This window comes from Mesorhizobium sp. L-2-11, assembly GCF_016756595.1.
Taxonomy (GTDB): domain Bacteria; phylum Pseudomonadota; class Alphaproteobacteria; order Rhizobiales; family Rhizobiaceae; genus Mesorhizobium.
Window position 1 is genome coordinate 2,882,183 of record NZ_AP023257.1, and the last position, 21,380, is coordinate 2,903,562.

The 21,380-nt window shown below is 63.0% G+C and carries 22 protein-coding genes and 1 pseudogene; 15 read left to right on the plus strand and 8 right to left on the minus strand.

Features of this window, described 5'->3' with window-relative positions:
• The first annotated feature begins 351 nt into the window (after nucleotides 1–351).
• Together JG739_RS13855 and JG739_RS13860 are read left to right on the plus strand one after the other, a co-directional pair.
• Nucleotides 352–1,341: a sugar-binding protein gene (locus tag JG739_RS13855; RefSeq protein ID WP_202366929.1), complete on the plus strand. Its 990-nt coding sequence runs from the start codon at nucleotides 352–354 to the stop codon at nucleotides 1,339–1,341.
• Between the two features lie 133 nt (nucleotides 1,342–1,474).
• Entirely contained in the window at nucleotides 1,475–2,302 is an 828-nt protein-coding gene (locus JG739_RS13860) for a FadR/GntR family transcriptional regulator (RefSeq protein WP_202366930.1), read from the plus strand.
• Between the two features lie 168 nt (nucleotides 2,303–2,470).
• Here JG739_RS13860 and JG739_RS13865 read toward each other — a convergent pair whose 3' ends face one another.
• Entirely contained in the window at nucleotides 2,471–3,412 is a 942-nt protein-coding gene (locus JG739_RS13865) for an NAD(P)-dependent oxidoreductase (protein ID WP_202366931.1), read from the minus strand.
• 154 nt (nucleotides 3,413–3,566) lie between these two features.
• Between JG739_RS13865 and JG739_RS13870 the strand changes: the two genes are divergently transcribed.
• Together JG739_RS13870 and JG739_RS13875 are read left to right on the plus strand one after the other, a co-directional pair.
• Nucleotides 3,567–4,463, plus strand: a complete 897-nt coding sequence (locus JG739_RS13870; RefSeq protein WP_202366932.1) for an NAD-dependent epimerase/dehydratase family protein — start codon at nucleotides 3,567–3,569, stop codon at nucleotides 4,461–4,463.
• A gap of 103 nt (nucleotides 4,464–4,566) precedes the next feature.
• Entirely contained in the window at nucleotides 4,567–5,343 is a 777-nt protein-coding gene (locus JG739_RS13875; RefSeq protein WP_202366933.1) for a FadR/GntR family transcriptional regulator, read from the plus strand.
• A gap of 9 nt (nucleotides 5,344–5,352) precedes the next feature.
• On the opposite strand, the gene JG739_RS13880 is transcribed toward JG739_RS13875, so the two are convergent.
• Nucleotides 5,353–5,640 carry a DUF3175 domain-containing protein gene (locus tag JG739_RS13880; RefSeq protein ID WP_202366934.1) on the minus strand — a complete coding sequence of 96 codons (288 nt, stop codon included), beginning with the start codon at nucleotides 5,638–5,640 and terminating at the stop codon, nucleotides 5,353–5,355.
• A 196-nt stretch (nucleotides 5,641–5,836) separates the two neighbouring features.
• On the opposite strand from JG739_RS13880, the gene JG739_RS13885 reads away from it, so the two are divergent.
• From JG739_RS13885 to JG739_RS13930, 10 genes are all read left to right on the plus strand, one after another.
• Nucleotides 5,837–7,069, plus strand: coding sequence for an MFS transporter (locus JG739_RS13885; protein WP_244749895.1), 1,233 nt, complete (start codon nucleotides 5,837–5,839; stop codon nucleotides 7,067–7,069).
• A gap of 110 nt (nucleotides 7,070–7,179) precedes the next feature.
• Nucleotides 7,180–7,503: an ArsR/SmtB family transcription factor gene (locus JG739_RS13890; RefSeq protein ID WP_023798656.1), complete on the plus strand. Its 324-nt coding sequence runs from the start codon at nucleotides 7,180–7,182 to the stop codon at nucleotides 7,501–7,503.
• A complete protein-coding gene (locus JG739_RS13895) occupies nucleotides 7,500–7,910 on the plus strand; it encodes an SRPBCC family protein (protein ID WP_202366935.1) in 411 nt (136 codons plus the stop codon). The genes JG739_RS13890 and JG739_RS13895 overlap by 4 nt, the downstream gene beginning before the upstream one ends.
• 125 nt (nucleotides 7,911–8,035) lie before the next feature.
• Nucleotides 8,036–8,266 (plus strand): hypothetical protein, encoded by a 231-nt coding sequence (locus JG739_RS13900; RefSeq protein WP_202366936.1) that lies wholly within the window; start codon nucleotides 8,036–8,038, stop codon nucleotides 8,264–8,266.
• A 234-nt stretch (nucleotides 8,267–8,500) separates the two neighbouring features.
• On the plus strand, nucleotides 8,501–9,529 hold the full coding sequence (locus tag JG739_RS13905) for a LacI family DNA-binding transcriptional regulator (protein WP_202366937.1): 1,029 nt from the start codon (nucleotides 8,501–8,503) through the stop codon (nucleotides 9,527–9,529).
• 294 nt (nucleotides 9,530–9,823) lie between these two features.
• On the plus strand, nucleotides 9,824–10,948 hold the full coding sequence (locus tag JG739_RS13910; protein ID WP_202366938.1) for a sugar ABC transporter substrate-binding protein: 1,125 nt from the start codon (nucleotides 9,824–9,826) through the stop codon (nucleotides 10,946–10,948).
• Between the two features lie 71 nt (nucleotides 10,949–11,019).
• Nucleotides 11,020–12,612, plus strand: coding sequence for a sugar ABC transporter ATP-binding protein (locus JG739_RS13915; protein WP_202366939.1), 1,593 nt, complete (start codon nucleotides 11,020–11,022; stop codon nucleotides 12,610–12,612).
• Nucleotides 12,609–13,589, plus strand: a complete 981-nt coding sequence (locus JG739_RS13920; protein ID WP_202366940.1) for an ABC transporter permease — start codon at nucleotides 12,609–12,611, stop codon at nucleotides 13,587–13,589. The genes JG739_RS13915 and JG739_RS13920 overlap by 4 nt, the downstream gene beginning before the upstream one ends.
• Entirely contained in the window at nucleotides 13,586–14,572 is a 987-nt protein-coding gene (locus JG739_RS13925) for an ABC transporter permease (protein WP_202366941.1), read from the plus strand. The genes JG739_RS13920 and JG739_RS13925 overlap by 4 nt, the downstream gene beginning before the upstream one ends.
• Nucleotides 14,573–14,601: 29 nt before the next feature.
• The gene (locus tag JG739_RS13930) at nucleotides 14,602–15,129 is read left to right on the plus strand and encodes a gluconokinase (protein WP_244749947.1); all 528 of its coding nucleotides are present in this window, start codon (nucleotides 14,602–14,604) and stop codon (nucleotides 15,127–15,129) included.
• 37 nt (nucleotides 15,130–15,166) lie between these two features.
• On the opposite strand, the gene JG739_RS13935 is transcribed toward JG739_RS13930, so the two are convergent.
• Together JG739_RS13935 and JG739_RS13940 are read right to left on the minus strand one after the other, a co-directional pair.
• On the minus strand, nucleotides 15,167–15,616 hold the full coding sequence (locus JG739_RS13935) for an RrF2 family transcriptional regulator (protein WP_029351604.1): 450 nt from the start codon (nucleotides 15,614–15,616) through the stop codon (nucleotides 15,167–15,169).
• Between the two features lie 354 nt (nucleotides 15,617–15,970).
• The gene (locus tag JG739_RS13940; protein ID WP_202366942.1) at nucleotides 15,971–16,957 is read right to left on the minus strand and encodes a sulfate ABC transporter substrate-binding protein; all 987 of its coding nucleotides are present in this window, start codon (nucleotides 16,955–16,957) and stop codon (nucleotides 15,971–15,973) included.
• A 248-nt stretch (nucleotides 16,958–17,205) separates the two neighbouring features.
• Here JG739_RS13940 and JG739_RS13945 point away from each other — a divergent pair.
• A pseudogene (locus JG739_RS13945) lies at nucleotides 17,206–17,391 on the plus strand (antitoxin); the annotation flags it as partial.
• A gap of 68 nt (nucleotides 17,392–17,459) precedes the next feature.
• On the opposite strand, the gene JG739_RS13950 reads toward JG739_RS13945, so the two are convergent.
• Genes JG739_RS13950 through JG739_RS13965 form a run of 4 tightly spaced genes read right to left on the minus strand, consistent with a single transcriptional unit; the run spans nucleotide 17,460 to nucleotide 21,303 of the window.
• On the minus strand, nucleotides 17,460–18,500 hold the full coding sequence (locus JG739_RS13950; RefSeq protein ID WP_202366943.1) for a sulfate/molybdate ABC transporter ATP-binding protein: 1,041 nt from the start codon (nucleotides 18,498–18,500) through the stop codon (nucleotides 17,460–17,462).
• A 15-nt stretch (nucleotides 18,501–18,515) separates the two neighbouring features.
• Nucleotides 18,516–19,400, minus strand: a complete 885-nt coding sequence (cysW, locus tag JG739_RS13955; protein WP_202366944.1) for a sulfate ABC transporter permease subunit CysW — start codon at nucleotides 19,398–19,400, stop codon at nucleotides 18,516–18,518.
• Nucleotides 19,393–20,244 (minus strand): sulfate ABC transporter permease subunit CysT, encoded by an 852-nt coding sequence (gene cysT, locus JG739_RS13960; RefSeq protein WP_202366945.1) that lies wholly within the window; start codon nucleotides 20,242–20,244, stop codon nucleotides 19,393–19,395. The genes cysW and cysT overlap by 8 nt, the downstream gene beginning before the upstream one ends.
• Before the next feature lie 30 nt (nucleotides 20,245–20,274).
• Nucleotides 20,275–21,303, minus strand: a complete 1,029-nt coding sequence (locus JG739_RS13965) for a sulfate ABC transporter substrate-binding protein (RefSeq protein WP_202366946.1) — start codon at nucleotides 21,301–21,303, stop codon at nucleotides 20,275–20,277.
• Between the last annotated feature and the right edge of the window lie 77 nt (nucleotides 21,304–21,380).

Below are 21,380 nucleotides of genomic sequence, written 5' to 3' on the forward strand. Positions count from 1 at the left end.
CGCTTTCGCCCATTTACGCATATGCCCCCTTGCCGTCAACAGCGGCTTCTTTCGAAAAATCCGTTTTGTAGGACAAATAGCAATTGACGTCCGTCGCAAGCCGATATTAGCTAGGCGTCGGAGGAGATTATGCCGATCTCCTGACCCGGTTCGCCGGGGCTGAGCAGACGGAGGTTTATCGGTCGAGGATCTGGCAGCGTCCCTATCGCGCTGGTCTGCAACCGCATCTGGAAATTCTTATCGGCCCGGCTTGACGACACGAGCGCTCGCGAAACGAACCTCTGTCATCGCGCATCCGGGTTGGTCTGTGTGGCGGGCACGCCGTGTCCGTCTGTTTCAAGGAGGACTGAAATGAGGAAATCACTATTGCTCGCTGCCGTCGCCATGCTGGCGTTGGGCGCCGGGCCGGCCATGGCCAAGAAACAGCTCGTCATCGTGGTCAAGGGGCTCGACAATCCGTTCTTCGAGGCCATCAACCAGGGTTGCCAGAAATGGAACAAGGAAAACGCCGACTCGGAGTATGAGTGCTTCTACACCGGTCCGGCATCGACCTCGGACGAAGCCGGCGAAGCCCAGATCGTCCAGGACATGCTGAGCAAGCCGGACACGGTGGCGATGGCGATTTCGCCGTCCAACGCACCGCTGATCGCGCAGACGATCAAAAGCGCCAATCCGTCGATCCCGATCATGACGCTCGACGCCGACCTCAGCAAGGAAGATGCGGCGCTGCGCAAGACCTATCTCGGCACCGACAACTACCTGATGGGCTACAAGATCGGCGAGTACATCAAGAAGGCCAAGCCCGAAGGTGGCAAGATCTGCACCATCCAGGGCAATCCCGCGGCCGACAACATCCTGCGCCGCGCCCAGGGCATGCGCGACGCGCTTACGGGCCAGAAGGATCTCCCGGCGCTCAAGGGCGAGGGCGGCTGGACAGAGGTCGCCGGCTGCCCGGTGTTCACCAATGACGACGGCGCCAAGGGCGTGCAGGCGATGACCGATATCCTCGCTGCCAATCCCGATCTCGACGCCTTCGGCATCATGGGCGGCTGGCCGCTGTTTGGCGCACCGCAGCCCTATCGCGACCTGTTCAAGCCGATGGCCGACAAGATCGCCAAGAACGAGTTCGTCATCGGCGCCGCCGATACGATCGGTGAGGAAGTGGCCATTGCCAAAGAGGGCCTGGTGACCGCGCTGGTCGGCCAGCGGCCGTTCGAGATGGGCTACAAGGCGCCTTCGGTGATGATCGACCTGATCGAAGGCAAGCCGGTCGCCGATCCGGTCTTCACCGGTCTCGACGAGTGCACCAAGGACACGGCCGACACCTGCATCCAGAAGTAGGTTCGCATTTTCGGGGCGTCCGCTCGACGGGCGCCCCGTCACGCCGGTTCACGAAAATTTACGAGGTGACCGTGGTGGGGCGAACCGCTCCTGCTTTGCCGCGCCTTGAGTTCAGCCTGTGCCGGGGACATGGATGTCGGACGCCAGATCGAAAAATCGACTTACCCCGGTCAAGGCCACGGTCAAGGCACAGGCCAAGGTCAAGGCACGGGCCAAGGTCAAGGCGCCGGTCGGCCGCCCGGTCGGCGCCCGCCGTGCCGACGCGGCGCTGATCCCCGGATCAAGCGTGCATGCGTCGCTGGCCAACGAGATCGGCCTCAGGATCGTGCGCGGCGACTATCCGCCGGGAACCATCCTGCCCAACGAAGCCAAATGGTCTGAAACCTTCGACGTCAGCCGCTCGGCAGTGCGCGAAGCGATAAAAATGCTGATGGCCAAGAGCCTGCTGGCCTCACGCCCCAAGATCGGCAGCTGGGTCGAGCCGAAAGAGCGCTGGAACCTGCTCGACCGCGACGTGCTGGCCTGGTATGCGACGGCGCCCGATCGCGAAATGTTCCTGCGCACCGTCCAGGAATTCCGTCACATCATCGAGCCGGAAGCCAGCGCCTTTGCGGCGATCCGGCGCAGCGACGAGCAGATGGCCGAGATCAGCCAGGCCTGCCGGGAGATGGGCGAGGCGGCGACGCTGCCGGAGCGCACCCGCGCCGATACGCGTTTTCACCTGGCAATCCTGCGCGCCTCGGGCAACGACCTGCTGGTGCCGCTCGGCGTGCTGATCGAATCGGCGCTCGATCATCTCTTCGTTTTCGTCACGCGCGAAACCAGCGACCAGCCTCGGGCACAGGCGCTGCATGAGGCGATCGAGAAGAACATTCGGCTGCAGCGGCCGGCGGCTGCAAGGAATGCCGTGCACAGGCTGCTCGCCAACACCGATGAGGTTATCGGGCGGTCGCGGCGGTGATTTATGCACCTTTCCTTCTCCCCTTGTGGGAGAAGGTGGATTGGCGCGTAGCGCCAATACGGTTGAGGGGTGTTGGAAGAAATGAGGCGTTGGCGTTCCCTGGAACACCCCTCATCCGGCCGCTTCGCGGCCACCTTCTCCCACAAGGGGAGAAGGGACGGCCGAGCCTCAAATCGTCTGCTTCTCCCCCTCTTTCGTCGGCGTCAAATCGACGCCGTTGACCTTGCCGATATGCGTCGCCAGCATCGGCACATACTGATCAGCGGGCCCGGCGGCGAATGCGCCGGCGAAGGCGTTCTTGGTGGCGTTGCCGAGCGGGTTGGCGATGCCGGCGGCGCCGGCCATCGATTCGAGATAGGTGAGGTCCTTGAAGGCGTTGGCGATGGTGAATTTGTGCGCGTCGCGGTCGCCCTCCAGCGTCCAGCGCATAAAAGTCTGGTAGAAGCCGCAATCCATGCGGCCGTTGCGGATGACGCTGTCGAAGCGCGACGGCGAGATGCCGACCTTTTCGGCCAGCGCCAGCGCCTCGGAATAGATCGCCGCATAGCCCAGCGAGATGAAATTATTGAGCAGCTTCATGCGGTGGCCGTCGCCGGTGTCGCCGATATGGACGATGCGTCCGGCCCAGGTGTCGAGCACCGGCTTCAGCCGGGCAAAGACCGCGTCGGATGCACCGACCATGGCGTCGAGCGTGCCTTCCCAAGCCTCCTTCGGCGTGCGGCTGAGCGGGGCATCGACATAGTCGACGCCGAGCCCCTTGAGTTCGGTGGCAAGCGCCACCGTCGAGGTCGGGTCGGAGGTCGAGCAATCGACGACCACCGAACCCTGCTTCAGGCCCTCCTTGAGGCCGCCCGGCCCGCGGATGATGGCCTCGACCTCGCGCGAGCCGGTGACGCAGATGAAGACGATATCGGATGCCGCTGCCACCTCGCGCGAGGTCGCGGCTTCCTTCGCACCGCGGCCGAGCAGGTCTTGCGCCGGGGCGCGGTTCTTGCGGCCGAGAAACGTCAGGGAATAGCCCTTGTCGACGATGTTCTTCGCGATCCCGTGGCCCATCAGGCCAAGGCCGATGAAGCCGATCTTTTCGCTCGCGGCGGTGGTGCTGTTCATGTCTTGTAATCCTGTGTTGCGGTCTCGATGACGGCGCCGCACTTCGGCAGGCGAATTGTTGAAGCGGGTTTTTGCCGCAGGCGGTTGGCAGACGATTGCAGAGTTCGATATTGTCTGACAATACACCTGAATCTTGGCGAATGTGGAGAGCAAAATGACGAAGCGGATCATGTTCACCGGCGGCAGCGGCAAGGCCGGGCGTCACGTCGTGCAGTATCTGCTCGAGCAGGGCTGCCAGGTGCTCAACATCGATACCAGGCCGCTCGACAATCCCAAGGTGCGCACCTTGATCACCGACATCACCGACAGCGGGCAGGTGTTCAATGCGCTGTCGAGCTATATGGGCCTGCATGAATTCGACCCGTCGCTGCGCGCGCAGCCGGTCGATGCCGTGGTGCATTTCGCGGCGATCCCGCGCATCATGATCACGCCCGACAACGAGGTGTTCCGCATTAACGCGCTCGGCACCTACAATGTCATCGAGGCGGCGGTGAAACTCGGCATCCGCAAGGTGGTGATTGCCTCCAGCGAGACGACCTATGGACTGGTTTTCGCCAACGAGCCGCGCGATCCGACACATTTCCCACTCGACGAGGACTACGACGTCGATCCAATGGACAGCTACGCGCTGTCGAAGATCGTCAACGAAAAGACGGCGCGCGCCTTCGCCCTGCGCAGCGGCATCGACATCTACGCCTTGCGCATCGGCAACGTCATCGAGCCGCATGAATATTCGCTGTTCCCGAAATGGTTCGCCGACCCAGGTTTTCGCAAGCGGATCGCTTGGAGTTATGTCGACGCGCGCGACCTCGGCCAGATCACGCTGCGCGCCATCGAAAAGGACGGTCTCGGCTTTCAGGTGTTCAACGCCGCCAATGACGACACCTCGTCCGACCTGCCGACGGCTGAACTCTTGAAGCGGTTTTATCCCGGCGTGCCGGTCAAGGGCGAACTTGGTGAATACGAAACGCTGCTCTCCAACCGCAAGGCGCGGGATATTCTCGGTTTCCGCCCGGAACACAGCTGGCGGAAATACGTCAAGACGACATGACGAGGTCGATGCATTCGGGCTGATCTGTGCACAGAAGCAAGGCTTTGCAGCCTGAGGCTTTTCCCGTGCTTGACAGCTTTCGGAATCCGGACTTTGTGAATGCATGCGGGACGGGAAGCTGGATAAGGGAAAAACGCCGGCCAAGGCGGCGTCCGCCGAGCGCCCGGCTGTCGTGCGCCGCGCCAACGCGGCGCGTATGCCTGGGTCGAGCGTGCATGCGTCGCTGGCCAACGAAATCGGTCTCAGGATCGTGCGCGGCGACTATCCGCCGGGAACCATCCTGCCCAATGAAGCCAAATGGTCGGAGACCTTCGACGTCAGCCGCTCGGCGGTGCGCGAAGCGATCAAGATGCTTATGGCCAAGGGCCTGCTGGCGTCGCGGCCGAAGATCGGCAGCTGGGTCGAGCCGAAAGAGCGCTGGAACCTGCTCGACCGCGACGTGCTGGCCTGGTACGCGACATCGCCCGACCGCGAGGTGTTCCTGAAAACGGTGCAGGAGTTCCGCCACATCATCGAGCCGGAAGCGACCGCCTTTGCCGCCACGCGGCGCACAGACGAGCAGATGGCCGAGATCAGCCAGGCCTGCCGGGAGATGGGGGAGGCGACGACGCTGCAGGAGCGCACCCGCGCCGATACGCGTTTTCATCTGGCCATCCTGCGCGCCTCCGGCAACGATCTTCTGGTGCCGCTTGGCGTGCTGATCGAATCGGCGTTCGATCATCTGTTCGCCTATACGACGCGGGAAGTGGACGATCTGCAGCACGCGCAGAAGCTGCACGAGGCGATCGAAAAGAACATCCGCCTGCAGCGACCGGACGCGGCGCGCAACGCCGTCCGCAAGCTCCTGGCCAATACCGACAGCGTCATCAAGTCGAGGTAGGTCGATCCTCTAATCTTCTCTCGGGCGCCCAAACGCGGCGCGCAGTTCGTCCTTGGCTTCCTCCAGCACTTTCTTCTGCTTGGCCGGCAGGTTCGTGCCGGCGCGGTTGATGTAGAAATTCAGCATCGACATGGCGGACTGGAACGGCCCGGCCTTGCGCCGGTCGCTGTGCTCGGCCGATCGCTTCAGCGAGGCCGCAATCTTCTTGGGGTCGTGGGATTCGAAGATGTGTTCCTCGAGGTCGAGCGCATCGCTGTGCTCGGTGACCTCGGCCGACCATTTTCTTTTCGCGGTCATGACAAACTCCTTCTTCCTTCTATTGGCCTATTGGCAAGTTTTGATGAAAAACTCCGGGACGGCGGCCACCGTTCCACTGCAGCGCAAATCCCTGGAGCCACGCAATTGCGCGATGTGGCGCTGCACGGCGCCGTCAATCCTGCCGATAGTGGTGTCGAACCCGTCGACTTGCGCACAACCGCGGACAGGAAACGCCTTGACCACAACCGTCTCCAGCCAGGCAAGCAGCCGCGGCATCGACAGCGCCTATGCCTGGCTGCGGCTCGGCATTTCTGTACTGCTGGCGACGATCGGCGGCGTCGGCATGTGGGCGGTGGTCGTGGTGCTGCCTGCCATGCAGGCCGAATTCGGCGTCGATCGCGCCGCCGCTTCGACGCCCTATACCGCGACCATGGCCGGCTTCGCCGTCGGCAATGTGCTGGTCGGCCGCGCCATCGACCGCATCGGCTACTGGATACCGGCGCTCATTGCCTCGGTGACGCTCGGTACCGGGTTCCTGCTGGCGTCGCTGACCACTTCGATCCTGCAGTTCACCCTTGTCCAGGGGCTTTTGATCGGCGTCGGCACGTCGGCGATTTTCGGGCCGTTGATCGCCGACATCTCGCACTGGTTCAACCGCCGCCGCGGCGTCGCGGTGACGGCTGCCGCCGCCGGCAGCTATCTCGCCGGGGTGATCTGGCCGTTGGCAATGCCCTACGTCATGCAGAGCGAGGGCTGGCGATTCACCTATGCCGCGATCGGCGTCGTCTGCCTCGCCACCATGCTGCCGCTGATCCTGCTGCTCAGGCGCGGCGCACCACAGGCCGCCGCTCCCGGTTCACCCGGCAGCCGGCCGGTCCAGCCGATCTCGCTGTCACCGGCAGCGCTGCAGGTGCTGCTCGTCGTCGCCGGCCTTGGCTGCTGCGTGGCGATGTCGATGCCGCAGGTCCATATCGTCGCCTATTGCATGGATCTCGGCTACGGCGTGGCGCGAGGCGCCGACATGTTGTCGATCATGATGGCGGCGGGCGTCGTCAGCCGGCTGGCGTCCGGCTTCCTTGCCGATCGCATCGGCGGCGTGAAAACCCTGCTGATCGGCTCGGTGCTGCAAGCCCTGTCGCTGTTGTTCTACATCCCCTTCGACGGGCTCGCCTCGCTTTACCTCGTCTCGCTGGTCTTCGGCCTGTCGCAGGGCGGCATCGTGCCTTGCTACGCCATCATCGTGCGCGAATACATGCCCGCCAAGGAAGCCGGCCAGCGCGTCGGCATCGTCATCATGGCAACCATCTTCGGCATGGCAATCGGCGGCTGGATGTCGGGCTGGATCTACGATCTGACCGGCTCCTACGCCGCCGCGTTCCTCAACGGCATTGCCTGGAACCTGCTGAACATAGCGGCCATGGTGCTGCTGTTGTGGAAGGCACGGCGCAGCGCAGCGGCGATGGCCTGAGCACGACCACGCTGGTCGGAGCGGTGGAAGAGACCGGCCACGTTGCTACTTGACTTACACATATCTCGGCGGTTATTGGTTTTCCAATAGCCGGCGAGTTATCGATTGCCATGTCACAGCCGCATGAGATCCTCTTTAAAACGCTTGCCGATCCGACGCGACGGGCCATCTTCGAGCGGCTGTGTCGCGACGGCGACCAAACCGTCGCGGCCCTGACCGCTCGGGCCGGGGTCTCGCAACCGGCCGTGTCAAAGCATCTTGGGGTGCTGAAGCAGGCCGGGTTGGTGCGCGACCGCCACGAAGGCCGCAACACGCACTATAGCGCGGAGCTTGGCGCCTTGGCGCCGCTGATCGACTGGACAAACCAAATGGCTGGGTTCTGGCAAAGCCGGTTCGACAATCTCGAAGATCTGCTCAAAAGGATGGACCAATGACCAATACCGAAACCGAAACGCGCGCCGTCGTTGTCGAACGGGAGGTCGCTTTTCCGCCGGAAAAGATCTGGCGCGCGCTCACCCAATCACACCTGATCGAGGAGTGGCTGATGAAGAACGATTTCAAGCCAGACGAGGGGCACCGTTTCAATCTGAGCGCGGACTGGGGGACGGTCGATTGTCAGGTCCAGGCAGTCGAGCCCAACAAGACGCTGTCTTACACGTGGGATACCAAGGATCTCAGGAGTGTCGTCACGTGGACGCTCACCCCTACGAGCACGGGGACCCATCTGCGCATGGAGCAGTTGGGCTTCCGGCCGGATCAGCAGCAGTACTATCAGGGCGCCCAACACGGGTGGCAGCGGTTCTTTGCTAAGCTGGAGCAGGTCCTGGCGCGGATAGAATAGCCGTGCCGGTGCGATAGGCATCTGCGGGCGAAACGCAATGCCCGACAAGACGTCCGTCAACGAAACAAGGTAGCAAAGAAGGCCGCCAAGCGGGTCGCGCGGCTCGTCTTCAGAGGAGGTCTCAAATGAACTGGAACATGTGGATCCGGCAATTCCACCGCTGGCTGTCGATCATTTTTACGGCTGTCGTCGCTGCCATCTTCATAACCTTGGGCGTAGGTGTCGAGCCCGCCTACTGGATATATCTCATGCCGCTGATCCCGCTCGGCTTGCTCATGCTCAGCGGTCTCTATCTGTTCGCGTTGCCCTATGCCACGAACTGGCGCAGCGGACGACGCAATGGCGTAGAAGCCTGAGCACGGTGGCCGACAAGACGCCGGCGAACCCACCCAAATTCAAGCTGGGACACCACCCGAGTTCGGATAGCTGTCCTGGCCGGTTCGCTTGACAATGGGTTAAGGCTGCGCGACGCCAGACGGGTGCTGCAAGTCCGGTGCGGCAAGTCGGGTTGGCATGGCGACAGTGGCAAAGACGCTGAACAGCATTTCGCGGCCGCGTTTCGGCGAGGGCGCCGCGTTCGAGACGAGGCTATGACCAAACCGCGCTCGCGCCGCGGCGGCGGCCGTCCGACGATCGCCGATGTCGCGCGCAGGGCCGGCGTCGGCGCCATCACCGTCTCCCGCGCCTTGCGCGATCCGGCGCGCGTTTCGGAGGATCTGCGCCGCCAGATCCAGGCGGCTGTCGATGAGCTCGGCTATCTGCCCGACCCGAATGCTCGAGCGCTGGCCTCGGCACGCGCTGAGGTCTTTGGCGTGCTGGTGCCGTCGCTCACCAACAGCGTCTTTGCCGAAGTGCTGCGCGGCATCTATGACAGCCTGTCGGACAGCTCCTACCGCATCCAGTTCGGCAACACCCATTATTCCGGCCTCGAGGAGGAACGGCTGCTGCAGGTGTTCGGCCCGCAGCGCCCGGCGGCGCTGATCGTGGCGGGCATCGACCAGACGCCAATTTCGCGAAGACTGCTCGAGACAGCCGGCTGCCCGGTGGTGCAGGTTATGGAGACCGGGCCCGATCCGGTCGACATGATGGTCGGCTTCTCGCATTTAGACGGCGGCAGGGCGGCGACGGAGCACATGATCGAAATGGGCTATCGCCGCATCGGCTTCATCGGCGCGCGCATGGACCCGCGCTCGCAGCGGCGTCTGGCCGGCTATCGCGCGGCGATGGAGGCGGCCGGCCTGTTCGACGCGCGGCTGGTCACCACCACGCCGGTGCCGTCCAGCGTGACGCTCGGGCGCGAATTGTTTCGCGACGCGCTGGCCAAGATGCCTACACTGGACGGGGTTTTCTGCAACAATGACGACATCGCGCTCGGCGCGTTGTTCGAGTGCCACCGCGCCTCGATCGCCGTGCCGAAGACGATCGGCATCACAGGCTTCAACGATCTCGACATGATGGAAGTGGCTTTCCCCTCCGTCACCAGCGTGCGGACGCCTCGCTACGAGATCGGCCGGCTGTCGGTCGCCATGGCGCTCGCGGCGATTGCAGGCGAGCGGCCGCAACAGCCGGTCGTAGACCTCGGCTTCGAACTCAAGTGCCGTGAGAGCACTGCCCGCTGAAAGCGCTTGCAGGCATCGCGAAATGCCGCTTTACTCTACGTCATGGTAGCGCTACCGTTTATCGCCGCGCGAAAACTCGCAAAACAGCGACGTCTGTTTATTATACATAAGCGACAGCAGATGCTTGTTTATTATGTATAATATGATAGTTTTTATTCTGGTTTACTGACTGACAGAGGGGAGGAGATCGGGTCGGCATTCGGCCACCCTGAAAGCGCGACGGCAAGGCGGGAGGTGCCGGAGCCGGACGCGACGCGTAAGAACAATCAGAGACTGCAACTGGGAGGAATATCGATGTTCAAGTCACTTGTTGGTGGCATCGTTGCCGCCACTGCATGCGTCATGCTGAGTTCGTCGGCGCTCGCCGAAGCCGAAATCGTCGCAGGCCCATCCGCCGAGCCGGAATGCTTCGCGCCATGGGCGGCCGACACGCAGTTCTTCAAGTTCCCCAAGAAGGAAGGCCCCTACCGCATCGCGCTCGCCAATGGCTATATCGCCAACACCTGGCGCATCCAGATGGTGCAGACGGCAAAAGCCTATGCGGCGCAGCCGGAGGTCGCGGCCAAGCTCAAAGAATTCAAAGTCGTGTCGACCGGCGAAGACGTGCCGGCGCAGATTTCGGCGATCAACAATTTCATCGATTCCGGCTATGACGCGATCGTCGTCAACGCGCAGAATCCGACGGCGTTCGGTCCGGTCATCAAACGCGCCAAGCAAGCAGGCGTCGTGCTGGTCGCCTTCGACAACATCCTCGACACCAAGGACGCCATCAACGTCAATGTCGACCAGAAAGGCCTTGGTGAATTGTGGGCCAACTGGCTGATCAAGCATATCCCCAATGGAGGCAAGCTCCTCGAGGTGCGCGGCGTTGCCGGCACGTCGGTCGACACCGACCGCCACAACGGCATCCATGAAACCCTCAACGCTTCAGGCAAGAAGTGGGAGGTCACCGAAGTCGTCGGCAAATGGGACGACGGCGTGGCGCAAAAGGCTACGGCCGACGCGATCGCCACCAACGGTCCCTTCGACGGCGTCACCGGGCAGGGCGGCGACACCGGCATCGTCCAGGCGATGATCGACGCCAAGCATCCGTTCGTGCCGTTCGGCGGCGAAACGGAGAATGGCTTCCGCAAATTCTGCGCCAAATTTGCCGCAGAAGGGCTGAAATGCTCGTCGGCCGGAACCGGACCCGCCCAGGTGGCGGTCGCCATCAAGACGGCGATCGCCGCGCTCGAAGGCCAGGTCGTCCCGCAGGCGGTGAAGCTGCCGCTGGCGATCGTCGAGGATCCGAACTTCAAGGAGGGCGAGGACTATTTCCCCGACCAGTCCGACAATTTCTTCGTCGGCAATTCCTTCCCGACCTGCGGCATCAATTTCACCGCGCAGGAAATCATGGGCCAGAGCAAGGAGAACCAGTAGACTGATCGACCGGCGCCGCAAGATACAAGCGGCGCCGATCCCCGAAGGAACAAGCGCCTTGGGAGGGGCCGATGGACGGTGCGGTGCCGCTCTTCCGCATGGAGGGCATATCCAAGCGCTATGGCGGTGTGCGGGCGCTGGAAAAGGCCGAGCTTTCGGTCACGCCAGGCGGCATCCACGCCATCCTCGGCGAAAACGGCGCCGGCAAATCGACGCTGATCAAGGTCATGGCCGGCGTCGTCGCGCCTGATGAAGGCCGCATGATGCTGGGCGGAACCGAGGTGAGCTTCGCGTCGCCGGCCGCGGCCAACCAGGCCGGCATCGTCTGCATCTTCCAGGAATTGTCGCTCGTCCCCGAACTCAGCGTCGCCGACAACATCGTCATTTCCGATCCGCCGAAACGCTTCGGCATGATCGACCGCAAGGCGCAGCGGCGCATTGCGGAAGAAGCCTTGGCTCGCGCCGGCGCCGCCGACATCCACCCGCTGGCGCTGGTAAAGGATCTTCCGCTTTCAAGACGGCAGATGGTCGAGATCGCCAAGGCACTTGCCAGGAAGCCGCGCATCCTGATCCTCGACGAGGCAACCTCGGCGCTGACCGCGGCCGACGTCGCCAAGATTTTTGGCGTCTTGAAGCGGCTGCGCTCGGAAGGGCTGGCGCTGCTCTACATCTCGCATCGAATGAACGAGATCGCCGAGCTAGCCGACCAGTGCACGGTGTTCCGCAACGGCCGCAACGTCGCCAGCTATGCTGCGGGTTCGAAGAGCGACAATGAGGTCGTCGAGCTGATGATCGGCCGCGAATACAGCCATATTTTCCCGCAGAAGCCGGTGCGCGCGCCGGCTACCACCGCTCCGGTACTTGAGGCGCGAAAACTGTCGTGGACCGACCGGCTGGACAATATCTCGCTCACGGTCGGCGCAGGCGAGGTCGTCGGCCTCGGCGGCCTCGATGGCCAGGGCCAACGTGAATTGCTGCTCGCCTTTTTCGGCGTGCTGCGCGGCCTTAGCGGCCAGATACTGATCGACGGCAAACCGGTGGCGATCGCCAGTCCGGCCAAGGCCCGCGGTGACCGGATCGGCATGGCGCTGATCCCGGAGGACCGCAAGACCGAAGGCCTGATGCTGCCGATGACAGTCCGCGAAAACCTCTCCTTCGCCGCACTCGACCGGTTGTCCAGGGCCGGCATCATCGATCGCGCTGCCGAGCAGCGGCTGATCGACGACATGGTCGCCCTGCTGGCGATCAAGACAGCCGGCCTCGACATTCCGGTCGGCGCACTGTCCGGCGGCAACCAGCAGAAGGTCGTCATCGCCAAATGGCTGATGCGGCAGCCGCGCATCATCCTGCTCAACGACCCGACGCGCGGCATCGACGTCGGCACCAAGCAGGAACTCTATCAGCTGATGCGCAAGCTCGCCGACCAGGGCGCGGCGATCCTGTTTTACTCGACTGACTATGACGAGCTGATCGGCTGCTGCGACCGGGTGCTGGTGCTCTATGACGGGGCGGTCAAGCGCGAGCTGGTCGGCGCCGAGATCACCGAGCGGGCACTGATCGCCAGCGCGCTCAACATCCATGGCGAAGAGATGCCTGTTAGAGGCATGGCGAAGACGCCAGCCCGAGGCATGGCGAAGACGCCAGCCCGAGGAGCGGACGCGTGAAAGATTGGCGCTACTGGCTTGCCGAACAACGCGGAACGCTGCTGGCGTTTGGCATCTTCATCTTGATGTTCACGATCTACACCTCGAACCATCCGGCCGGCTTTACCGCCAATGTCGTGCAGACGGCTTCCAACAAGGGCGTGCTGCTTGCCTTCGTCGCCATGGCGCAGACGCTGGTGGTGATCACCGCCGGCATCGACCTTTCCGTCGGCATGATCTTTCTGCTGACCAACTGCCTGGCCTCATGGCTGGTCATCGGCACCGGCGTCGAGACCGCCTTCGGCGTCGTCGCGGTGCTCGGCACCGGGCTGCTGTGCGGGGCGATCAACGGCGCCATCGTCATCTACGGACGGCTGCAGCCGATCGTCACCACCATCGCCACCGGCGCGGTCTATTTCGGCATCGCGCTGCTGCTGCGACCGTTCCCGGGCGGTTCGGTCAACGAGGATCTTGCCGACGCGCTGACCGGGCGGCTGTTCGGCGTGGTGCCGGCGAGCCTGGTGGCGCTGCTGGCCGTCGTGCTCGTCGTCTGGGTGCCGTTCAGCCGGTCGGTGCTTGGGCGCGCGGCCTATGCCGCAGGATCTTCGGAGATGGCGGCCTACATGTCCGGCGTGCCGATCCGTCGGGGAAAATTCGCCGCCTATGTGCTGGCCGGCCTGCTGGCCGCGATCGGCGGGCTGTTCCTGACCTTCTTCACCTATACAGGCGAGGCGGCCTATGCCAGCGGCAATGCCTATACGCTGTTCTCGATCGCCGCCGTGGTGCTCGGCGGCGTCTCATTGTTCGGCGGCAAGGGCAGCGCCATCGGCGCGATTTTCGGCGCGCTCGCCTTCCGCACCATCGGCGACCTGCTCTTCGTCTTCGATTTCGATCCGCTCTGGCAGCCGCTGTTCCAGGGCGTCATCCTGCTGATCGCCGTCAGCCTCGGCGCTTTCGCCCTGTTCAGGGTCCGCAACCGGCTGGAGTGGTTCCTGTGAGCGAAACGACCATCGCCGGCATCGCCGGCCGCATGCCAAAATTCATCCGCTGCGCCGATCCGGCGGTGCTGACCGCCTTTGCCTGCATCGTGCTGCTGCTGTTTGTCGGCAGCCTTTATTCGCGTAGCTTCCTGTCGCCGGAATATCTCCTGCAGCAGCTCAAGGTGGCTTCGTTTCTCGGCGTCATCGCCACCGGCATGATGCTGGTCATCCTGCTTGGCCAGATCGACCTGTCGGTGCCATGGTCGGTGGCGGCGGGCGCAATGATGGCCTGTGCGGCTGCCGCCTACGGCCCGCTCGGCGTGGCGCTGGCGATCCCGTTCGGCATTTTCTGCGGCGCCGCGATCGGCATCGTCAACGGCATCGGCGTCGCTTATCTGCGCATTCCCTCGATGATCATCACGCTCGCCACCAATGCAGTCGCGCAAGGGCTGATGGTTGTCTATACAGGCGGCTTCTCGCCTCAGGATTCGGCGACCCGGGCGATGCGCTATCTGGCGACCGGCTTTGCCATTCCGGGCGTGCCCAACGCCGTCGTCATCTGGGCGCTGATCGGTGCTGCGATGGTTTTCGTGCTGACCCGCACCGGCTTCGGCCGCACGGTCTACGGCATCGGCAACCGCGAGCGCGCCGCCTACCTCTCCGGCATCGACACGCGGCGCGTGGTGCTGATCGCCTTCGCCGTGTCCGGCGGGCTCTCCGCCTTCGGCGGCGTGCTTCTGGCCGGCTATGCCTCCAAGGCGGCGCAGTCGATGGGCGACGCCTATCTCCTGCCGTCGATCGCTGCGGTGGTGCTTGGCGGCACCTCGATCCTCGGCGGACGCGGCTCCTATCTCGGCACGGTCGCTGGCGTCATCCTGATCACGCTTTTGCAATCCATTCTTTCCGTCATGCAGATGCCGGAGGCGGGGCGGCAGATCATCTATGGCGTTGTCATCGTCGCCATGCTGCTGCTTTACGGCCGCGCGCCGGCCAGCCGCTGACCCGCATCGTGGACGAAAAGACAGCACATATGCAGAGCGATCGCATTCGGCCCGCATCGACCGTCGTGGTGATGGGCGTCGCCGGCTGTGGCAAGTCGGCCGTCGGCGAAGCGCTGGCGGCGGCGCTGGGCGCTGTCTTCGTCGAGGGCGACAGGCTGCATCCACCGGAAAACGTCGCGCGCATGGCAAGCGGCGAGCCGCTGACCGACGCATTGCGCGAAGGCTGGCTCGACGCGATCGGCCGGCGCATTGCCGGATCGGTCGGCGATGGGCAAGCGGTCGTCGCCGCCTGTTCGGCGCTGAAGCGCAGCTACCGCGAGCGTCTGCGCGGCTTTTGCCAGGACATTTTGTTCCTCCACCTGCAAATCGATCCCGCGACCGCAAAGCAGCGCGTCGGCTCCCGCCAGGGCCATTTCATGCCGGCAAGCCTGGTCGACAGCCAGTTCGCCACGCTTGAAGCGACGGCAGCCGACGAGAACGCATTGACGCTCGATGCGACGCGCCCGATCGCCGACATTGTCGCCGACGTGATGAGGCTGTTCGAGCGGAACTCATAAGGGGTCGCTGGCGCCGATATCGCCTTAGGACGCCAGATCAGATCTGCGACGTCAATTCGACTGGAAAATCGTCATTGTCGGCGTCGCGCATGGCGGCGAGGCTGCGATTGTCCAGCACCTCGGCGATCGCCTGGCGCACCTCCAGCATCATGTTCCGGACCTGGCATGTCGCCTCGTCGCAATCCTCGCAGCGCTGATATTGGGTGCGGCTGGCGCAAGGGATCGGCGCCAGCGGCCCGTCGAGGACACGCACGACATGGCCGATCTTGATCTCGGAGGCCGGGCGGGCGAGGCGATAGCCGCCTTCCTTGCCCTTGCGGCTTTGGACGAAGCCGGCATTGCGCAATTCGCCCAGAATGGCATCGAGGAATTTCTTCGGGATGTTGTTGGCGACGGCAATGTCGTTGACGAACGCAAGCTGGCCGACCGGCAAGCCTGACAGATGCACGAGGGCCTTGAGGCCGTATTTGCCTTTTTTGGTAAGCATGCCCGATTCAGTTCATGAAACCCCAACCGCCCGCATCTGGCTGTTGTTTGTGTGTAAATCATGACGTTTTGGTCGTGCGATACAGTTTCGCGAAAACAAGCCGTCTGATGGCACGGTAGGCACAAACACATTGATTCTTCGTGACGTTTTAGATGGTGCGCCCGAAAATGCGGGAAATCACCTTTCCGGACCGCGAAAACGAAGAAAGCCGGCAAAAGCCGGCTTTCCATCAATTTCGAAGATCGCTTGCTTCGGCGCATAGGCCCGAAAATCGGAATCGATTTTCGGAAAGCACGATGCGCAGATTCAAAGGGTTAGAGCGTACTTTGTGCGTCCAAGTGGACGCACGTCGCCCTAACGGCTGCCATAGGTCTGGTCGAGCAGTCCGCCGGCGGCGAAATGCTCGGCCTGGACCTTGGCCCAGCCGCCAAAGACATCTTCCACCGTCAGCAGCCGGACATCGGGAAACTCGGCCTTGTATTTGGCGGCGACCGCCGCGTCGCGAGCCCGCAGGCCGTTGCGGGCGGCGATGTCCTGGCCCTGCGGCGTGTAGAGGAAGTCGAGATAGGTCTTGGCGAGGTCACGCGTGCCATGCTCGTCGGCGACCGTGTCGACGATCGCCACCGGAAACTCCGCCAATAGGCTGACCGAAGGCGTCACCTGCTCGAACTTGTCATCGCCATACTCCCTGCGGACGCCGCGCGTTTCCGACTCGAAGGTGATCAGCACGTCGCCGATCTCGCGCTGCACGAAAGTGGTGGTAGCGGCGCGCCCGCCGGAGTCGAAGATCGGCACGTTGTTGAACAGCTTGGTGACGAATTCCTTGACCTTGGCGTCGTCGCCCTTGAAGGCCTCCTTGGCGTAGGCGGTGGCCGCGAGATAGGTGTAGCGCGCATTACCCGACGTTTTCGGGTTGGGGAAGATCACCTGGACGTCGTCGCGGACGAGATCGTTCCAATCCTTGATGTTCTTCGGATTGCCGGCGCGCACCAGGAAGGAAGGCAGCGAATAGAAAGGCGAAGCGTTGTCAGGAAAATCCTTCTGCCAGTCGGCGGAGACAAGACCCTTCGAGACCAGGAAGTCGATGTCGAGGACCTGGTTGAAGGTGACGACATCGGCGCCGAGGCCCTCGGCGATGGCACGCGCCTGCGCCGACGTCCCGGCATGCGACTGGTCGACGGTCACGCCGGGGTGCTCGGCGACGAAGGCCTTGTTGAACTGCGCAAACAATTCGCGGCCGACATCGTAGGACGCGTTCAGCAATTTGTCGGCCGACCAGGCTTGGGAGGATGCCAGGAACAGGCCGGCCAATGCGGCGACGCCGAGCAAAAATCGCTTCATGAAAACAGAACTCCAATGCACTGAGCTTATTGCCGAAGCATAGCGGCAAGGCATGATGGGCGACGAGTCACGTAGGACGGATTCGCCACGTCACCGCTAGAAAAATGTTCCCATTCCGGGCCGTCACTAGGATTTTCTTTCACGCAGAGTCTTTAGGGACACTTGGGCAATGGTCCCCATGCGTTGGCAAGACGATTGTATCGCGACTCTGTTGGCATCTGCATTGTATGTACAAAGGAGCCATTGAAATGCCCCAGCACCGCCATTCCAAAACGCCACCGAAAGAGGCGAAGCTGTTTCGCAACAATCGCAGTCAAGCGGTGCGCATTCCTGTCGAGTTCGAACTTCCCGGCGAAAAGGTCTTGATCAGTCGTGAAGGCGACCGCTTGGTCATCGAGCCGGTCCGCAAAGCTGGCCTGTCGGCGCTGCTCGCGCATCCGAATATTTTTTTAACGTTCATGCTGGACGCCAACATTATCAGCGACATGGTCCGCAACCCGGATCAAGCAGCCGGAAAAAGCTTCCAGCGTCGCGGCCTGAACGCCACCCGGGTTTTCTGCGCCGCCGGATGGTCGACGGGCAGCTCGATCTCGACCCGCTGGCGCTCGCCGCCGATCTCGAGCTCCACCCGTCTGGTACCGGCGACGCGGCGGCTGGCGGCGACCGTGCCGGCGATGCAGCCATTGCATTCGTCCACCAGATCGACATCGTGCGGGCGGAAGAACAGCGTCGCTTCGCCTTGCGGTGCCTGCGGCGCGGACAGCCCGATCGGACGGTCGGCGATCCAGACCTGGCCGTCTTCGACCTTGACTGGAAGCGCGCTCGATTCACCGATGAAGCCGTAGACGAAGGGCGAGTTCGGCGTGTCGTAGATTTCATCGGCGGTGCCGACCTGCTCGATGCTGCCCTGGCTCATCACCACGACGCGGTCGGCAAGCTCGAGCGCTTCTTCCTGGTCATGGGTGACGAAGACCGTGGTGTGGCCGGTGGCGTCGTGGATGTCGCGCAGCCAGCGGCGCAACTCGCGGCGAACCTGGGCGTCGAGCGCGCCGAACGGCTCGTCGAGCAAAAGCACCGCCGGTTCGATCGCCATCGCGCGGGCCAGCGCCACGCGCTGACGCTGGCCGCCGGAAAGCTGCGCCGGATAGCGCTTTTCCAGGCCGGAAAGCTGGACGAGGTCGAGAAGCTCTGAGGCGCGGCGGCGGATTTCCTGCGCCGACGGCCGTGACGGCCCGTGCCGGACTTTTAAGCCGAAGCCGATATTGTCGGCGACCGTCATATGGCGAAACAGCGCATAATGCTGGAAAACAAAGCCGACATTGCGTTCCTGGATCGACTTTTGTGACGCATCCTCCTCGCCGAAGAAGATCTTTCCTTTGGTCGGACGCTCCAGCCCGGCGATCAGCCTGAGCAGCGTCGTCTTGCCGGAGCCGGACGGCCCGAGCAGCGCGATCAGTTCGCCGGACCTGATGTCGAGCGAAACGTCGTGGAGAGCCGGAAACCGCTCAAACTCCTTGCGCACGTTGGCAACGCGAACGTCCATCAACCATTCCTTTTTTCAGTGTCCGCGCGTCGCGGCGAGCTCGGCGCCGTAGCGCATCTCGAGCAGTGTTTTCAAGACCAGCGTGACGAGCGCCAGGCCGGCAAGCAGTGAAGCGACGGCGAAGGCGGCTGCGGCATTGTACTCGTTATAGAGGATTTCGACATGCAGCGGCATGGTGTTGGTCAGCCCGCGTATGTGGCCCGACACCACCGACACCGCGCCGAACTCGCCCATGGCGCGGGCATTGCACAACAGAACGCCGTAGAGCAGTCCCCATTTGACGTTGGGCAGCGTCACGTACCAGAACGCCTGCCAGCCATTGGCGCCGAGCGACAGCGCCGCCTCCTCGTCGCCATTGCCCTGTTCCTGCATCAAGGGGATCAGTTCGCGGGCGACGAAGGGAAAGGTGACGAAGATGGTGGCCAGCACGATACCCGGAACGGCAAACAGGATGACGATGCCATGCGCCTTCAGCCAGGCTCCGAGCAGGCCTTGCGCGCCGAACAACAGCACATAGACCAGGCCGGAAATGACCGGCGAGACCGAAAACGGCAGGTCGATGAGCGTGGTCAGGAAGGCCTTGCCCTTGAACTCGAACTTGGCGATCGCCCAAGCGGCGGAGACGCCGAAGACGATGTTGAGCGGCACCGAGATCGCCGCCACCAGCAGCGTCAGATAGATCGCCGAGCGCGTGTCGGGGCTGGTCAGCGCCTCCGTATAGTCACTGAGGCCCTTTGCGAAGGCTTCGTTGAAGACGACGATCAGCGGCAACAGCAGGAAAATGCCGAGGAAGGCAAAGGTCACGATCATCAGCACGGCTTTCGCCGGTCGGCTTTCGGTCACTGCCGCCGACTGGCTTTCGTGGTGCGGTGCGTAGGATTTGATCTCCGGATCAGCCATAGCGCTTGCGGCTCCACGTCTGCACCAGATTGATGACCAGCAGCATCACGAACGACAAAGCGAGCATGATCGCCGCGATCGCGGTCGCCGCCGCATAATTGTATTCCTCGAGCCGGATCACGATCAGAAGCGGCGCGATCTCGGATTTGTAGGGCAGGTTGCCGGCGATGAAGATGACGGAGCCGTACTCGCCGACGCCGCGCGCGAAAGCCAGCGCGAAACCGGTTACGATGGCCGGCGCCAGGCCTGGAAGCAGAACCCAGGCGATGGTCTGCAAGCGATTAGCCCCGAGCGTGGCGGCCACTTCCTCGACCTCCTTGTCGATCTCCTCCATGATCGGCTGGACAGTGCGCACGACGAAGGGCAGGCCGATAAAGATCAGCGCGATGACGATGCCGAGCGGCGTATAGGCGACCTTGATGCCGAGCGGCGCCAGCAGGCTGCCGAGCCAGCCGTTCGGCGCGTAGAGCGTGGTCAGCGCGATGCCGGCCACCGCCGTCGGCAATGCGAAGGGCAGGTCGACCATGGCATCGACGATGCGGCGACCAGGAAAGCTGTAGCGCACCAGCACCCAGGCGACGATCGTGCCGAAGATGACATTGACCATGGCGGCAATGAAGGCGGTGCCGAAGCTGATTTCAAGCGCGTTGATGGTGCGGCGGTCGGTGGCGATCGCCCAGAAATCGGCCCAGCCAAGCGCGGCCGATCGCCAGATCAGCCCCGACAGGGGAATGAGAATGATGAGCGTGAGGTAGGCAAGCGAGAAGCCGAGCGTCAATCCGAAACCCGGAATGACACTCGGCTGTCTGAACCGCCACCCCGCCTTGGCGGGTGCTGTGGTCATGTCAGTCCTGAATAATCTAGCTTACTGGGTCTACTGGGCCGGCTTGTAGATCTGGTCGAATATACCACCGTCACCGAAATGGTAAGGCTGCGCCTTCTTCCAACCGCCAAAAAGCGGATCGTCGATGGTGATCAGCTTGATCTCCGGCAGCTTGGCGAGGTCCTCGGGCGGTACCAAATCCGGCTTCGACGGGCGATAGTGGTTCTTGGCGATCAGCGTCTGGCCCTCCTTGGAGTAGAGATAGCTCAGATAGGCTTCGGCGACTTTCCGCGTGCCCTTGGCACCGACATTGGCGTCGACCACGGCGACCGGCGGCTCGGCCAGGATCGAGGTCGGCGGGTAGACGATATCGAAATTGTCGGCGCCGAATTCATCGAGCGCCAGATAGGCCTCGTTCTCCCAGGCCAGCAGCACGTCGCCGAGGCCTTTTTGCGCAAAAGTCACGGTCGCGCCGCGTGCACCGGTGTCGAGCACTGGAACATGCGCGTAGAGATTGCCGACGAATTCCTTTGTCCTGGCCTCGTCGCCGCCATCCCTGGCGTTCGCATAGGCCCAGGCCGCGAGATAGTTCCAGCGCGCGCCGCCCGAAGTCTTGGGGTTCGGCGTGATCACCTGGACGTCGTCCTTGACCAGGTCGCCCCAGTCCTGGATGCCTTTCGGGTTTCCCTTGCGGACGAGGAAGATGATGGTCGAGGTGTAGGGTGCCGAATTGTTCTCGAACCTGGTCCGCCAGTCGGGATTGATCTTCTTCGATTTCTCCACAATGGCGTTGATGTCGCCCTCGAGCGCCAGCGTCACCACGTCGGCGTCGAGGCCGTCGATCACGGCACGGGCCTGCGCGCCCGACCCGCCATGCGACTGCTGGACGGTTACCGTCTCGCCGGTCTCGGCCTGCCAATGGGCGGCGAAGGCCTCGTCGAATTGCTTGTACAGCTCACGCGTCGGGTCATAGGACACGTTGAGGATGGTGGTATCGGCGAACGCGAAACCGAGCGTACCGAACTGGACAGACGTGGCGACCAGTGCGCCGAGCAGTTTCCTGAAATGAGGATTGGTCATTTCCGCCTCCGTTGACATCATCTCAATCTACTGAATCGGTAGAATTTAGATGCATTCAACGTTGCTTTTTTTGGCGT